This window comes from Streptomyces sp. NPDC031365, assembly GCF_055569765.1.
Genome location: NZ_JBVIIM010000004.1, coordinates 166,680 through 178,846, shown reverse-complemented (window position 1 = coordinate 178,846; position 12,167 = coordinate 166,680). Strand labels below are relative to the sequence as shown.

The 12,167-nt window shown below is 70.4% G+C and carries 11 protein-coding genes; 1 reads left to right on the top strand and 10 read right to left on the bottom strand.

Features of this window, described 5'->3' with window-relative positions:
• Positions 1-6: 6 nt before the first annotated feature.
• The 9 genes from ACZ5C2_RS08745 to ACZ5C2_RS08705 form a co-directional block, all read right to left on the bottom strand.
• Positions 7-810: an HAD family hydrolase gene (locus ACZ5C2_RS08745; RefSeq protein ID WP_468788033.1), complete on the bottom strand. Its 804-nt coding sequence runs from the start codon at positions 808-810 to the stop codon at positions 7-9.
• Positions 807-2,084, bottom strand: a complete 1,278-nt coding sequence (gene serS / locus ACZ5C2_RS08740; protein WP_468788031.1) for a serine--tRNA ligase — start codon at positions 2,082-2,084, stop codon at positions 807-809. Before serS ends, ACZ5C2_RS08745 begins: the two co-directional genes overlap by 4 nt.
• 548 nt (positions 2,085-2,632) lie before the next feature.
• On the bottom strand, positions 2,633-3,565 hold the full coding sequence (pheA, locus tag ACZ5C2_RS08735; protein ID WP_468788029.1) for a prephenate dehydratase: 933 nt from the start codon (positions 3,563-3,565) through the stop codon (positions 2,633-2,635).
• 70 nt (positions 3,566-3,635) lie between these two features.
• Positions 3,636-4,922: an iron uptake transporter deferrochelatase/peroxidase subunit gene (gene efeB, locus ACZ5C2_RS08730; RefSeq protein ID WP_468788027.1), complete on the bottom strand. Its 1,287-nt coding sequence runs from the start codon at positions 4,920-4,922 to the stop codon at positions 3,636-3,638.
• Positions 4,923-4,927: 5 nt separating this feature from the next.
• On the bottom strand, positions 4,928-6,895 hold the full coding sequence (locus ACZ5C2_RS08725) for a copper resistance CopC/CopD family protein (protein WP_468788025.1): 1,968 nt from the start codon (positions 6,893-6,895) through the stop codon (positions 4,928-4,930).
• Positions 6,896-6,907: 12 nt separating this feature from the next.
• Positions 6,908-7,366 carry a copper chaperone PCu(A)C gene (locus ACZ5C2_RS08720; protein ID WP_468788023.1) on the bottom strand — a complete coding sequence of 153 codons (459 nt, stop codon included), beginning with the start codon at positions 7,364-7,366 and terminating at the stop codon, positions 6,908-6,910.
• Positions 7,363-8,016 carry an SCO family protein gene (locus ACZ5C2_RS08715; RefSeq protein WP_468788021.1) on the bottom strand — a complete coding sequence of 218 codons (654 nt, stop codon included), beginning with the start codon at positions 8,014-8,016 and terminating at the stop codon, positions 7,363-7,365. The genes ACZ5C2_RS08720 and ACZ5C2_RS08715 overlap by 4 nt, the downstream gene beginning before the upstream one ends.
• Positions 8,017-8,105: 89 nt before the next feature.
• The gene (locus tag ACZ5C2_RS08710) at positions 8,106-8,855 is read right to left on the bottom strand and encodes a YcnI family copper-binding membrane protein (RefSeq protein WP_468788019.1); all 750 of its coding nucleotides are present in this window, start codon (positions 8,853-8,855) and stop codon (positions 8,106-8,108) included.
• A 207-nt stretch (positions 8,856-9,062) separates the two neighbouring features.
• Positions 9,063-9,863, bottom strand: coding sequence for a hypothetical protein (locus tag ACZ5C2_RS08705; protein ID WP_468788017.1), 801 nt, complete (start codon positions 9,861-9,863; stop codon positions 9,063-9,065).
• Between the two features lie 220 nt (positions 9,864-10,083).
• Here ACZ5C2_RS08705 and ACZ5C2_RS08700 point away from each other — a divergent pair, with 220 nt between their 5' ends.
• Positions 10,084-10,551 carry an ATP-binding protein gene (locus ACZ5C2_RS08700; RefSeq protein ID WP_468788015.1) on the top strand — a complete coding sequence of 156 codons (468 nt, stop codon included), beginning with the start codon at positions 10,084-10,086 and terminating at the stop codon, positions 10,549-10,551.
• A gap of 60 nt (positions 10,552-10,611) precedes the next feature.
• Here ACZ5C2_RS08700 and ACZ5C2_RS08695 read toward each other — a convergent pair whose 3' ends face one another.
• Positions 10,612-12,075 carry an aminopeptidase P family protein gene (locus ACZ5C2_RS08695; RefSeq protein WP_468788013.1) on the bottom strand — a complete coding sequence of 488 codons (1,464 nt, stop codon included), beginning with the start codon at positions 12,073-12,075 and terminating at the stop codon, positions 10,612-10,614.
• Positions 12,076-12,167 lie beyond the last annotated feature (92 nt).

The following is a 12,167-nucleotide window of genomic DNA, read 5'->3' as shown; positions in this document are numbered from 1 at the left end:
CGGGCTTCAGCCCAGCAGTCGCTCCACGACCACCGCGATGCCGTCCTCCTCGTTGGAGGCCGTCACCTCGTCGGCCACTGCTCGCAGTTCCGAGTGGGCGTTGGCCATGGCCACGCCGTGTGCGGACCAGGCGAACATCGGGAGGTCGTTGGGCATGTCACCGAAGGCGATCGTCTCCGTCGCCTTCGTGCCCAGCCGACGTGCCGCCAGGGACAGCCCCGTCGCCTTCGACAGGCCGAGCGGCAGCAGCTCTACGATGCCCTCGCCCGCCATGGTGACGGTGACGAAACCGCCCGCAGTGCGGGTGGCCGCCTCCGCGAGCTCGTCGGAGGACAGGGCCGGGTGCTGGATGTACAGCTTGTTCAGGGGTGCCGCCCACAGATCGGAGGCGTCCGTGAACGGGGTCGCGGGCAGCGCGCCCTGGACCTCGTAACCGGGGCCGACCAGCACCTCGCCGTCCAGACCGTCGCGGCTGGCCGCCAGGTGGAGCGGGCCGACCTCGGCCTCGATCTTGGCCAGCGCCACGCCGGCCAGCTGCCGGTCCAGTGTCACTGACGTCAGCAGCCGGTGCGCCCCGGCGTCGTACACCTGTGCGCCCTGGCCGCAGACGGCGAGCCCGGTGTAGCCGAGATCGTCGAGTATGGGGCGCGTCCAGGGCACCGCGCGGCCGGTGACGACGATGTGCGCGGCGCCCGCCGCGGTGGCCGCGGCGAGCGCGTCACGGGTCCGGCGGGAGACCGAGTGGTCGTCCCGCAGCAGCGTGCCGTCGAGATCGGTGGCGATCAGCCGGTAGGGGAACACCGCTTTCACTTGACGACCGGTTCCAGGAGCTCCCGGCCGCCCAGGTACGGACGCAGCACATCCGGCACGCGGACCGAGCCGTCGGCCTGCTGGTGATTCTCGAGAATCGCCACGATGGTGCGCGGTACGGCGCACAGGGTGCCGTTGAGCGTGGCCAGCGGGCGCACCTTCTTGTCCTCGCGGACCCGGATCGACAGCCGGCGCGACTGGAACTCGGTGCAGTCCGAGGTCGAGGTCAGCTCGCGGTACTTGCCCTGGGTGGGGATCCACGCCTCGCAGTCGTACTTACGCGCAGCCGAGGAGCCCAGGTCGCCCGAGGCGACGTCGATCACGCGGAACGGCAGCTCCAGCGAGGTGAGCCACTGCTTCTCCCACTCCAGCAGCCGCTGATGCTCCGCCTGAGAGTCCTCAGGAGCGACGTACGAGAACATCTCGACCTTGTCGAACTGGTGTACGCGGAAGATGCCCCGGGTGTCCTTGCCGTGCGAGCCGGCCTCGCGGCGGAAGCAGGGAGAGAAGCCCGCGTACCGCAGCGGCAGCCGGCCGGCGTCGATGATCTCGTCCATGTGGTACGCGGCGAGCGGCACTTCGGACGTGCCGACGAGGTAGAGATCGTCCTTGTCCAGGTGGTAGACGTCCTGGGCGGCCTGGCCGAGGAAGCCGGTGCCCGCCATGGACTGGGGACGGACCAGCGCCGGGGTCAGCATCGGCGTGAAGCCGGCCGCGGTGGCCTGCGCGATCGCCGCGTTCACCAGGGCGAGCTCCAGCAGGGCGCCGACACCGGTGAGGAAGTAGAAGCGCGAGCCGGAGACCTTGGCACCGCGCTCGACGTCGATGGCGCCGAGGATCTGGCCGAGCTCGAGGTGGTCCCTGGGCTCGAAGCCCTCGGCGCCGAAGTCACGGACGCTGCCGTGCGTCTCCAGCGTGAGGAAGTCCTCCTCGCCGCCGACGGGCACGTCGGGGTGGACCAGGTTGCTCAGTCTGAGCAGGAGTTCCTGGGTCTCGGCGGCGGCGGCTTCCCGGTCGGCGTCGGCGGCCTTCACGTCGGCCTTGAGCTGTTCGGCCTTCCTCAGCAGCCCGGCCCTCTCGTCTCCGGCCGCCTTGGGGATGAGCTTGCCGAGCGACTTCTGCTCGGCGCGCAATTCGTCGAAGCGCACGCCGGACGACCTGCGTCGTTCGTCGGCAGACAGGAGGGCGTCGACGAGCGCGACGTCCTCTCCACGGGCGCGCTGCGAAGCACGCACACGGTCGGGGTCCTCACGAAGCAGGCGAAGGTCAATCACGCGGTCAAGGCTACCGGTGCGGGATGACGGCCCACGACTGACTTGGGCGAGGGAACGGATCGCGTTCCGTTATGAGGTAAATGCGCGTTGTGTTCCGTGAGGTCAATGGAAGCGACGCCGCCCCTTGAACGGGTCAGTCCATGGGCTGCCGGTTGACCGGAATCCCTTGCGTGAAAGGGGACTTGGGGTTCGGTTGTCCACAGGTTCCCTCACCTTGGCAAAGTTATCCACAGGGTGTGGGGAAAATCTGTGGACTACGGAATTGATCACTCCGAGACGCTCGGCCGATGCTGGGGATTCCCGGCGCAAACCGCCTCTATGGCCACCTTTGAGTGGAAAGGGTTCGCCTCAAAGGGTTGACCAAAGGAAAAGAATGGACGAAGGGCGAGGTGCGGGACGATGAACCCGATCATGTATCGAAGGGCGATTTGTCGACCAAAGTGGACTTCGGTGTCGACTTGTCCCCAGGTCGAGAAGCGGACCTGTGGATAACTTCTGTGGATAACGAAAATCAGCAGGTAGGACCGGGCCCAGGGTCGATGTGCTCCTCAGAAACGGCCGTCCTGACAGCGCGCCACCCAGTCCGCCGCCCCCACGAACTCCTCGTCCGACGTGCCGGGGAACGGTGGCCGCACCTCCCCCGGCCGCACATCCGCGCGCGGATACGAACCGAGGTAGCGCACCTGCAGGCAGATCCGCTTGAGCCCCATCAGCGCCTCGGACATCCGACGGTCCGAGATATGGCCCTCGGCATCGATGCAGAAGCAGTAGTTACCGATACCGGCACCGGTCGGACGGGACTGGAGCAGCATCAGGTTGATACCCCGTGTGGCGAACTCGCCCAGCAGGTCGCGCAGGCCACCGGGGTGGTCATCACGCTGCCACAGCACCACGGAGGTCTTGTCGGCGCCCGTGGGCGCCGCCGGCCGGGCGGGACGGCCCACCAGCACGAACCGGGTCTGCGCGTTCTCCGCGTCGTGGATCTCCGTCTCCAGAGCCTCCAGGCCGTACCGGGCCGCCGCGAACTCACCGGCGAAGGCGGCGTCGTACCGGCCCTCCTGGACCAGGCGTGCACCGTCCGCGTTTGAGGCGGCCGATTCCCAGACGGCTTCCGGGAGATGCGTCTTCAGCCAGTTGCGCACCTGCGGCTGGGCGGCGGGGTGGGCGGTGACCGTCTTGACGTCCGACAGCTTGGTGCCCGGACGGACGAGCAGCGCGAAGGTGATCGACAGCAGCACCTCGCGGTAGATCATCAGCGGGGTGCCCGCGACGAGCTCGTCGAGGGTGGTGGTGATCCCGCCCTCGACCGAGTTCTCGATGGGGACGAAAGCCGCCTCGGCCTCGCCGACCCGCACCGCGTCGAGCGCGGACTGCACGGACACGTAGGGGATCAGCTCGCGGGTCGCCGCCTCGGGAAGCGTGCGCAGGGCGACCTCCGTGAAGGTGCCCTCTGGGCCGAGATACGCATAGCTCGCTGGCATGTCCTCACCCTAATGGGCCCACGCCGACGGCAACGCCCGGAAAGCTCTCAGGGGTGACGCCGGGCCGTTCTCACCCCTCCAGCAGGAACTGACCCACATACTCACCCTCCGCCGCACCGCCCGGGACCGCGAACAGCCCGCTCGTCTCGTGGCGGACGAACGGTGTCAGCGCATCGCCCCGGTCCAGCTTGCGCTGTACCGGAACGAAGCCGCGCAACGGATCCGACTGCCAGCAGATGAACAGCAGACCCGCGTCCGGCACCCCGTCCGTGCCGATGCCGTCGTGATACGAGAACGGGCGGCGGAGCATCGCCGCCCCTCCGTTCTGGTCGGGTCGGGTGATCCTCGCGTGGGCATTGATGGGCACCACCAGATTGCCCTGGGCGTCGGTCTTCTCCACATCCATCTCGGACGTCTCGTCGCCCCCGGACAGCGGTGCCCCGTCGGACTTGCGACGCCCGATCACGTGCTCCTGCTCCTTGACCGACAGCTTCTCCCAGTCGTCCAGCAGCATGCGGATACGACGTACGACGACGTAGGAGCCGTTCGCCATCCAGGCGGGCTCGCCCTCCTCCGGTACGAAGATCTGCCGGTCGAAGTCGGCATCGGCGGGCTTGGGATTACGGGTGCCGTCGACCTGGCCCATCAGATTGCGGGCGGTCATGGGGTGCGCGGTGGCGCCCGGTGAGCGGTTGAAGCCGTTCATCTGCCAGCGCACCCTGGCCGCCGAACCCGCGTCCTTCTGTACGGCCCGCAGTGCGTGGAAGGCCACGAGGGCGTCGTCAGCGCCGATCTGCACCCACAGATCGCCGTTGCTGCGCGCCTTGTCGAGGTGATCGGAGGAGAAGTCGGGCAGAGGGTCCAGGGCGACCGGGCGTCGCTTCTCCAGCCCGGTGCGTCCGAAGAAGCTGTGACCGAAGCCGAAGGTGAGGGTGAGCGAGGAAGGGCCGGCGTCCCGGGCCACATCGGTGTCGCCGTGTGCGCTCGGCTCGCCCGCCATCAGCCGGCGGGCCGTGTCCGACCAGCGGCGCAGCAGTGCGGCCGCCTCCTTGCGGCCGGTGCCGGGTGCGAGGTCGAAGGCGACGAGATGGCCCCGGGCCTGGAGCGGCTGCGTGATGCCGGGCTGGTGTTTCACGTGAAACCGCACCCGGCTGTCGCCCACCGATGCCAGCGGAGTGGCTCCGGCGGGCGCCGACGCGTATCCCACGGCTCCGCCCGCCGCGCCGAGCACCAGTCCGGTGGCGCCTGCCGTGCCCAGCAGCCGACGGCGGGAGATGCCTTGCCCGGCGGCCCGGCCGACGTGCTCCCTCTGGGATGCCTCCGGGGTGCGAACCTGCGGAATGGTCTGTTCAGCCATGGTGGTCAGCCGATCTGCGCGTTCTTCGAGACGGTCACCTGGTCGACATCGGAGGTGCGCACGGTCACCTCGATCTTCCAGTCGCCCGCCATGGGGAGCTGCACTCCGCTCGCCGACCAGTGCCCGGTGGCGAGGTGGTCGGGGACGACGGGCAGCGGGCCGATGGCCTCGGAGGAGAGGGTGAAGGCGACCTTCACCTCGGGGATGTCGAAGGGCCGGCCGTCCGTGCCCTCCACGTAGACGTGCATGACGTTGTCGCCGACGCGTGCGGGCTCGAGGTCGATCGTGGCGACGCCCTTGCCGTTCGTGCCGCCGGTGTCGAAGGGCATGTTGAGGGTCACCGCGCCGGTGCCCTGGCCGGTCGACGCGGACGCCGAGGACGAGGCGGCGGCCGCCTTGGCCTCCTGCTCCGTGCGTCCCGGCTCGGTCTGCGTCAGCACGGTGGTGACGGCGAGCAGGACGACGGCGATGCCCGCCTCGGCGAGTACGGAGCGGCGCAGACCCGAGCGGTTGGGGTCGGCGTCCCGAAGGCGCTTCTGCCGGGCGGTCTCCATCGCGGCCCGCTGCCGGGAGAGCTGAGCGGCCCGTGCGGATCCCGTTCCGGCCGTCCCTTCCGCTCCGGGCTCCGCCTTCGCGTCCTTCGTGTCCTCGGTCCTTCCGGCCTGCCCGGCAGTGACGACGTCCTGGGCGCGGGACTGCTGCGACTCGGTCGCCTTCGCGGAGGCGGAGCCGACCGCCGCGGGTGCTTCCGCCAGCCGTGCGGTCCACCGCCGTGAGACGGAGGCGATCCCGACCAGCACCACCACGAGCCCGATCTTGACGAGGAGCAGCTGCCCGTACCGGGTGTCGGTGAAGGCCGACCAGGAGCCGAGCTGCCGCCAGCTCTGGTAGATCCCCGTGGCGACCAGCGCGATCACGCCGGCGAAGGCGAGGCGCGAGAACCGCTGGACGGAGTCCCGGCCGACCGGCGTCTCGGAGGGTGCCCGGAAGAGCGCGGTGAGCAGCGTGGTGAGCCCGCCGAGCCAGGCGGCGACGGCCAGCAGGTGCACCACGTCCACCGGCATGGCGATACCCGGCTGGAGGCCCTGGGAGGCGTGCTCGGACATCGCCCAGCTCGCGGCGAGCCCGGCCGCCACGACCGTCCCCCCGATCGCGAGCCCGAACGTCAGGTCGCGCTTCTCCTCTGCCTCCCGCTTGTCATAGGCGCCGAACAGCACGGCTATGAACAGTGCCGCCGCGGCGAGCAGCAGCAGCCGGGACACCAGTGCCGCTCCCGTCTTGGTCTGGAGCACGTCCCCGAGCAGCGCGAGGTCGAAGATGTCGCCGACCTTGCCGGAGGTGGTGTAGGAGCCGCGCAGGAGGAGCAGCCCGAGCGTGGACGCGGTGAGCGCCAGCCATCCGGAGACGACCAGCCGCTGCACCGCCCGCACCCCGGAACCACGTTGCCAGCAGGCGAGCACGAAGGCGGCGCCGCCGGCCATGACGACGAAGCCGGCGTACGACACGTACCGGCCGAAGCCGTACAGCCCGCCGACCAGGCCGTCGTCGGACGCCTGGGCGGAGACCGAGACGGATGTCTCGGAGGGCGCGCCGATGGAGAAGGTGAAGGCACCGGCGACGGGGTGGCTGTCCGCCGACACGACCTGGTAGGCCACGGTGTACGTGCCGTCGGGCAGCCCGCTCAGCAGCCGCACGGTGTAGGTCGTACCGCTCGGGTTGGCCGGGTCGCCCTTGTCGACCCGCTCGCCCTGGGGATCGAGCACCCGCACGGCGTCCTCGCTCACCGCGATCTGCTCGGAGAAGGTGAGCGAGACCTGAGTGGGAGCCGTGTCGACCACCGCCCCCTGCCCGGGGTCGCTGCCGGTCAGCGCGGCATGCGCGGATGCGGGAGCGGCCCAGGCGAGGAGTGCGCCGGTGACGGCCAGGAACAGCAGCACCAGGGTCCGCGCGCGGGGGGCGATGGTCTGGGTCACAGGGGTGCTCCCTCAGTGTCCGGTCTTCGGGGTGTAGGTGGCCGGTTTGACCGGAATCTCTACCGTGACGGGGCCGGACCGGTCGAAGCGCAGCTCGACGGAGACCTTCTGCCCCTGCTTCGGCCGCTGCTTCAGCTGCTCGAACATCAGATGGTTGCCGCCGCTCTCCAGAACCAGACTGCCGTGGGCCGGGATGTCGAGAGCCTCGACCTCCTGCATCGCACCGTCGACGGTCTCGTGGACGGTGACCTGACCGGCGGCATCGCTGCTGACCGAGGTCAGCCGGTCCGCGCCGTCGCCGTCGTTGGTGATGGTGAGGAAACCGGCAGCCATGTCCGACACCGGCTGCGGCATGTACGCGGAGCTCACGGACAGGTCCGCCGTGCCGTCGCCGGATCCCGAGTCGTCCGTGCCGCCGCACCCGGCGAGGGTCAGCGCCCCGGCGACGACCACGGCCGCCAGGCGGCTCATGGATTCTCACCCTTGATGATCTTGGGGAGGTCCTCGGTGTAGTCCTCGACGGTGGCGTCCTCGCCGTAGAGGACGTAGCCGCCGTCGGTCTTCGGGGAGAAGGCGATGACCTGGGTGCCGTGGTCGGAGACGGTCTTGCCGTTGTCGTCCTCGCGCGGCGGATCGATGGAGATGCCGAGGGTGCGGGCGCCGGCCTGGATGGTGTCGAACTCGCCGGTCAGACCGATGACCTGGGCGTCGATGCCCTTGAGCCACGTGCCGAGCGCGGCGGAGGTGTCCCGCTCGGGGTCGGTGGTGACGAACACGATCCGCAGCTCGTCCTGCTGGTCCCGGGGAAGCTGCTTCTTCGCCACGGCGAGGTTGTTCATCGTCAGCGGGCAGACGTCGGGGCAGTGCGTGTAGCCGAAGTAGATGAGGGTGGGCCGGCCCGCGGTCTCCTCACGGAAGTCGTACTTCTTGCCCCGGGTGTCGGTCAGGACGAGGTCCGGCTTCTCGAACGGCCTGTCCAGAACGGTGGCCGCCTTCTGCGAGCCGGCCTCCTCGGACACCACGGCGACGGGGTTGCCGCTGTCGCCGCTGCCGCTGCCGCAGGCGGAGAGGGTGAGGGCGGTGGCCGCGAGCAGAGCCGCCGCGAAGGTCTTCTTGCGCATGGATGGTTCCCGAAGGTGAGTGCTCCGGCGCGCACCGGATGCCACGGGGCCGTGGACGGCCCGGTGCGCGCCGTGGAGAGGAGTGAGGGTCAGGCGGTGGTGCGGCGGCGACCGGCGAGTACGCCGTAGGCGACGCCCGCCGCGCCGATCACGATGCCGACGACGCCCAGAACACGGGCGACGGTGTCCGTACCGTCGGAGTCGCCCTCGTCGGACGCGGCGGACGTCTCGGTGGAGGCGTCCTCGGCCGACCCGGCATCGTCGGACGCCTTGTCGTCGGCCGAGGCGCCGTGGTGGTCCCCGGTGGCCTCGGAGAGGGCGAGTACGGGAGCCGGGTGGTCGGGCTCGTCCTGCCCCTCCTGCGGCACCTCGATCCAGCGGACGACCTCCTTGTTGGAGTACGTCTGCAGGGCCTTGAAGACGAGTTCGTCGGCGTCCTCGGGGAGCGTGCCGACGGACAGCGGGAACTTCTGGAAGAAGCCGGCCTCGATGCCGTCGCCCGTGGCGGTCCAGGTGACCTTGGAGACGGCCTCGTTGATCTTCTTGCCGTGCATCTCGAGAGGCTTGTCCAGCGCGGACTTGGTGACCTTGACGTCCCAGCCCTCGACCGGCTGCGGCATCACGGAGGCCAGCGGGTGGTCCGTGGGGAAGGTGATCTCGAGCTTGGTGGTCGAGGCGTCGTCACGCTCGTTGGGGACCTTGAAGTCGACGACCGCGTAGCCGCCCTTCGTGGCCTCGCCCTCGGGCTGCACGCTGACGTGCGCGAGGGCGGGGGAGGACAGGGCGAGGACGGTGACACCGGCGACGGCACCGGCGGCGGCGATACGGGAAGCCTGCATGGCAGAAGCACTCCGCTTCGTTGGGGGGTTCACTGACGGTGAGGGGTACGCCGCGCGTACGGCCGACGGGACTTCATCGCGAAGCCCCGGACGCACACGGGCCACGGTGCGCACACGCGTGCCGCACGCGGGCGCCCCTCTCCTCACCGGAAGGCCAAAAGCCCAAGACCCGAGGACCGGCAGTGGCGGAGTGGTGGTCGCCTCGCGTCAGGCGGCGAGCGCGAGTGCGGTGACGGCGGCGGGCGGGCCCCGGCGGATCACCGTGTGCTGCAGGGCGCGGGTCCGGGGCGCCGGGGGTGCGAGCGGAACGGTACGCGCCGTACGCGGCACCTCCCGTGGTGCTCCCGGGAGTCCGGCGCGCAGGGCACGCACCAGGGTGAGCGCCGCGCGGAGGGACCGTACGAGGGCGCCCTCGGCGACACCGTGCGCCGACAGTTCGGCCAGCCGCAGCAGCGCCAGGTCGCCGCGGCGCATCAGCCATCCCGCGGCCATCGCTGCGAGGAGGTGGCCGAGCAGCATCGGCAGCGACGGCAGAAGTGCCGCCGGAGAGCCCCCGGCGGCCGACAGGGCGTCCACCGCGTGGGCGTCCACCCCGCGGGGGTGGACACGCGCATCGGTGAGGATGCGCTCGGCCCGTGCGGGGCTGATCCCCGCCGCGGGGGTTCCGCACAGCAGCCGCGCGGCCTGCTCGACCAGCGCGGCGTCGGACGGCGCGCCCGTGGGGGGTGTGCCGTGCTGCCCCAGGCCGAACAGCGTGTGCAGTGCCGTCTGGCCGAGCGCCAGCATCGCCGCGACACCCGGCAGGGAACGCGCGCGTCCGGCGAGCGGGGCGGCGACCGCGACCACGCCGAGGAACCCCGCGCCCAGCGTCCACAGCGGAACGGCGGCTCGGGAGGCGAGGGTGTGACCTGCCCCGGCCAGCACGACGCAGACCGCGGCGAAGACCGCGGCCCGCAGGATCCGCAGTCCTCGTCCGGAGCGCGTCATACGCGGATGGGGGGCAGGCATGGCGGCCTCATCATCGCACCGGCCCGCCGGTCGCCGTCAGGCAGGTCCGCAAGATGAGGTAAGACCGGAAGATCACATCTGCCGCCGGCCGCTCCGCATACACCATTCGGCTCCACGCCACACCCGCCATATGGGCGGCGTCACAACAACTTCACGCTTACCGACGGGCACTCAGGGCAATACGTAACGGTATGTCGAGCCGCAGCCAGGAGGCTGGAGCATGAGCATCTGGTGGTCACTCCATCTGCGGCGCGATGCCGCCAGCGTGCCGCTCGCCCGGCGCCTGCTGCTCGGCGCCATGGAGACCGCGGGCGTCGACCCCGACATCTCCTACGAGCTCTCCGTCGCCCTGAGCGAGGCCTGCGCGAACGCGGTCGAGCACGGCGGGGACACCGTGCGGGGCGGCACTTCGGAGGCGTACCGGGTGACCGCCTACCTCGACGGGGAGAAGTGCCGTATCGAGGTCGCGGACGCGGGGCCCGGTTTCCCCGCCGCGGCCGGAGGCGGCCGTTCCCGTCCGCAGGCCCGACCCGCGCCGTCCGAGGCGGAGCACGGCCGGGGTCTGTGTCTCATCCAGGAGCTGGCTGATCATGTCCACATCGGCAACAAGCCGGGCCGGGGCGGCGCGGTGGTGAGCTTCGACAAGATCCTCAAATGGCGCAAGGGGGCCCCTCTCGTCGCCGTGTAGCGACGGCTGTGGCCGGGCACACGCGCGCGTGTGCCCGGCCACCGTGTGGGTGCGGGTGCTTCAGTGCTTGAGGCTCGCCATCCACGCCTCGACCTCGTCCGACCGCCGGGGCAGTCCGGCGGAGAGGTTCCGGTTGCCGTCCTCGGTGACGAGGATGTCGTCCTCGATGCGCACACCGATACCCCGGTACTCCTCGGGCACGGTCAGGTCGTCGGCCTGGAAGTACAGGCCCGGCTCGACGGTGAGCACCATGCCGGGCTCCAGCGTGCCGTCGACGTACGTCTCGGTCCGCGCGGCGGCGCAGTCGTGGACGTCCATGCCGAGCATGTGACCGGTGCCGTGCAGCGTCCAGCGGCGCTGCAGACCCAGCTCCAGCACCCGCTCCACGGGCCCCTCGACCAGACCCCACTCGACGAGCCGCTCGGCCAGCACCCGCTGTGCGGCGTCGTGGAAGTCCCGGTACTTGGCACCTGGCTTCACCGCCGCGATACCGGCCTCCTGGGCGTCGTACACGGCGTCGTAGATCTTCTTCTGCAGTTCGCTGTACGTGCCGTTGACCGGCAGCGTGCGGGTGACGTCGGCCGTGTAGTACGTGTGCGTCTCCACGCCCGCGTCCAGCAGCAGCAGGTCGCCGGAGCGGACCGGGCCGTCGTTGCGCACCCAGTGCAGCGTGCAGGCGTGCGGGCCCGCGGCGCAGATGGAACCGTAGCCGACGTCGTTGCCCTCCACGCGGGCACGCAGGAAGAACGTGCCCTCGATGTAGCGTTCACTGGTCGCCTCGGCCTTGTCGAGGACCTTCACGACGTCCTCGAAGCCGCGCACGGTGGAGTCGACGGCCTTCTGCAGTTCGCCGATCTCGAAGTCATCCTTGACGAGCCGCATCTCCGAGAGGAAGACACGCAGCTCCTCGTCGCGCTCGGCGGTGACCTTGTCCGTCAGGGCAGCCTCGACACCGGCGTCATGACCGCGTACGACCCGCACCGGTCCGGTGGCCTCGCGCAGCGCCTCGGTCAGCTCGCGCACGTCGGATGCGGGGATGCCGTACAGCTTCTCGGCCTCGGTGAGGGAGTGGCGGCGGCCCACCCACAGCTCGCCCTGCCCGTCCAGCCAGAACTCACCGTTCTCCCGGTCGGAGCGGGGCAGGAGGTAGATCGTCTCCTTGTGGCCGCCGGCCGTGGGCTCCAGTACGAGGACCCCGTCCTCCGTCTGGTTTCCGGTGAGGTACGCGTACTCGACCGACGCCCGGAAGGAGTACTCGGTGTCGTTGGAACGTGTCTTCAGGTTGCCCGCGGGAACGACCAGACGCTCACCCGGGAAACGGACCGACAGCGCCGCGCGGCGGGCAGCGGTCCGAGCGGCCTGCGCGATCGGCTCCAGGCCGTGCAGTTCGGTGTCGGCCCAGCCGCTCTTCATGCTCTCGGCCAGCTCGTCGGACACGCCCGGGTACAGGCCGTTCTTGCGCTGCTTGACGGGCTCCTCTTCGGCAGTCTCCGGGGTCTCCGGCAGCTCGTCCGCCACGGTCATCCTCCTCGATACGGCACTGGACCACCCCCCATCGTACGGTCGTGCGGAAACGGACGAACCGGGGAAGGACCTGTTACCGAGGCCGCACGCAA

Excerpts from the sequence above, each read along its gene's own strand:
- pheA (WP_468788029.1), bottom strand. The coding sequence starts at position 3,565 with ATGCCAGCGAGCTATGCGTATCTCGGCCCAGAGGGCACCTTCACGGAG.
- efeB (WP_468788027.1), bottom strand. The coding sequence starts at position 4,922 with ATGGCTGAACAGACCATTCCGCAGGTTCGCACCCCGGAGGCATCCCAG.
- ACZ5C2_RS08720 (WP_468788023.1), bottom strand. The coding sequence starts at position 7,366 with ATGAGCCGCCTGGCGGCCGTGGTCGTCGCCGGGGCGCTGACCCTCGCC.
- ACZ5C2_RS08715 (WP_468788021.1), bottom strand. The coding sequence starts at position 8,016 with ATGCGCAAGAAGACCTTCGCGGCGGCTCTGCTCGCGGCCACCGCCCTC.
- ACZ5C2_RS08710 (WP_468788019.1), bottom strand. The coding sequence starts at position 8,855 with ATGCAGGCTTCCCGTATCGCCGCCGCCGGTGCCGTCGCCGGTGTCACC.
- ACZ5C2_RS08705 (WP_468788017.1), bottom strand. The coding sequence starts at position 9,863 with ATGCCTGCCCCCCATCCGCGTATGACGCGCTCCGGACGAGGACTGCGG.
- ACZ5C2_RS08700 (WP_468788015.1), top strand. The coding sequence starts at position 10,084 with ATGAGCATCTGGTGGTCACTCCATCTGCGGCGCGATGCCGCCAGCGTG.
- ACZ5C2_RS08695 (WP_468788013.1), bottom strand. The coding sequence starts at position 12,075 with ATGACCGTGGCGGACGAGCTGCCGGAGACCCCGGAGACTGCCGAAGAG.